The sequence below is a fragment of the Neisseria sp. P0009.S007 genome, assembly GCF_051962515.1.
In genome coordinates, this window is record NZ_JBQCVF010000568.1 from 1 (window position 1) to 985 (window position 985).

2 protein-coding genes are annotated in these 985 nt (G+C 49.1%); both read left to right on the plus strand.

Going from position 1 to position 985, the window contains the following annotated elements; all coding sequences use genetic code 11:
• Window positions 1-459: ferritin-like domain-containing protein (locus ACTHS3_RS14850; protein WP_440367229.1), on the plus strand; the 459-nt coding region annotated here is incomplete at its 5' end.
• A gap of 15 nt (window positions 460-474) precedes the next feature.
• A partial coding sequence (locus ACTHS3_RS14855) for a cation diffusion facilitator family transporter (RefSeq protein WP_440368353.1) occupies window positions 475-985 on the plus strand: 511 nt, incomplete at its 3' end.

Here is a 985-nt window from a genome sequence, read left to right on the forward strand (position 1 = left end):
TTGATGCGTGGCCGTCTGAACAGCTTGGGCTACGATTACGGCGATTTTGAAGCGCACGGGCATTTGTGGGATATGGCATATAAAACCGCTTACGATCCTTTATTGCGCATGGCTTTGGTGCCGCGGGTGTTGGAAGCGCGCGGTTTGGATGTCACCCCGGGTATTCGTGCAAAAGTGGCGCAGCGCGGCGATGTGGAAACCTGCGATGTGTTGGATATTATTTATCGCGATGAAGTAGGGCATGTCGCCATTGGCAATCATTGGTATCAGCATCTTTGCCGTGAGCGCGGTTTGGAACCGGTTGCCTTGTTCCGCAGCCTGATTGCGCGTTACGATATGTTTATTTTCCGCGGCTACGTCAATATCGAAGCACGGGAACGTGCTGGATTCAGCCGTTTCGAGCTGGATATGTTGGAAGATTTTGAGAAAAGTTTGAAACAGGATAAAAAGGCCGTCTGAAACGGTAAAATCATCATGGCACATCATCACGATCATTCGCACGCGCACACGCATACTGCCAATAAGCAGGTATTGCGCATTTCATTTTTCGTTATTGCTGGATTTATGCTGGTTGAGGCGGTCGGCGGCTGGCTGACCAACTCTTTGGCCCTGCTTTCCGATGCTGGGCATATGTTCAGCGATGCGTTTTCGCTGGGTGTGGCATTGTGGGCATTCAAACTTGGCGAGAAACAGACCACGCTGCAAAAGACATTTGGGTATAAGCGTTTTGAAATTTTGACGGCGATGTTTAACGGATTGTCGCTGGTGTTGATTGCGGGAATGATTTTTTATGAAGCAGTCAAACGATTGTTTTATCCGCCGGAAATTTTGACGGGCGGCATGTTGGTGGTCAGTATTATCGGATTGTTGGTCAACATCGGTGTCGCCGTTTATATGTTGAAGAATGGCGATACTGAAGAAAACGTCAATATGCGCGGCGCGTACCTGCATGTAATCAGCGATTTATTCGGCTCGATAGGGGCGA